The sequence below is a fragment of the Pseudomonas peli genome (assembly GCF_050563605.1).
GTDB lineage: Bacteria > Pseudomonadota > Gammaproteobacteria > Pseudomonadales > Pseudomonadaceae > Aquipseudomonas > Aquipseudomonas peli_A.
In genome coordinates this window covers 1-994 of the sequence record NZ_JBNXUH010000037.1, presented here as the reverse complement: position 1 = coordinate 994, position 994 = coordinate 1, and the positions used below count along the sequence as shown (strand labels likewise).

General features: G+C 59.4%; 1 protein-coding gene. It reads left to right on the top strand.

Translation table 11 applies throughout. The features are described 5' to 3' along the window. Nucleotides 1-88 precede the first annotated feature (88 nt). Nucleotides 89-970, top strand: coding sequence for a DUF5801 repeats-in-toxin domain-containing protein (locus ACQ4LH_RS21010; protein WP_430698960.1), 882 nt, complete (start codon nt 89-91; stop codon nt 968-970). The last annotated feature ends 24 nt before the right edge of the window (nt 971-994 follow it).

The following is a 994-nucleotide window of genomic DNA, read 5'->3' as shown; positions in this document are numbered from 1 at the left end:
TACGAGATCCCTCATTTCGTCTCGTGGGTTCGGAGATGGGAATAAGAGACGGAAAAGGACCGGCAATGACGGGAAAGATCGGCCGGTTGTGGGCGTCGACTTCTCNGGTGYGTTGACTGCCACCGACGGTGATGGYGACCCTCTGGTGGGCGGCTTCCCTGCTGGCAGTTTTGCGATTGATATTGAAGATGACGTGCCGCAACTGGCCAGTGGTGATGAGCAAGAGTTCATTCGTGTGCTTGGCAGTGTTCAGGAAGACGCCCTGACCACGGGAGCCGGCGCGCCCCATGATGGCAATCCAGAAGGTGGGCAGAGCACCACCGTCAGCGGCCCGGCCGGAACCTTGTCGGCCCTGGTCAACTTTGGTGCGGATGGCCCTGGCAGCTTTGGTCTGTCCAGCGATGTCAGCTCTATGAACTTGCAGGCGCTGACTTCTGGCGGTGTCGCATTGACTTACGCCGTGGTTGGCAATGTGCTGACCGCTACTGCGGGCGCTGAGACTATCTTCACCCTGACGGTGAACCCTGATGGCAGCTACGAGTTTGTACTCAGCGGCCCAATCGATCATCCGGATATGGACGGCAATGACAGTGAAGATCTGCCTGGTGTAGGCGTCGACTTCTCCGGTGTGTTGACTGCCACCGACGGTGATGGCGACCCTCTGGTGGGCGGCTTCCCTGCTGGCAGTTTTGCGATTGATATTGAAGATGACGTGCCGCAACTGGCCAGTGGTGATGAGCAAGAGTTCATTCGTGTGCTTGGCAGTGTTCAGGAAGACGCCCTGACCACGGGAGCCGGCGCGCCCCATGATGGCAATCCAGAAGGTGGGCAGAGCACCACCGTCAGCGGCCCGGCCGGAACCCTGTCGGCCCTGGTCAACTTTGGTGCGGATGGCCCTGGCAGCTTTGGTCTGTCCAGCGATGTCAGCTCTATGAACTTGCAGGCGCTGACTTCTGGGGTGTCGCATTGACTTACGCCGTGGTTGGCAATGTGC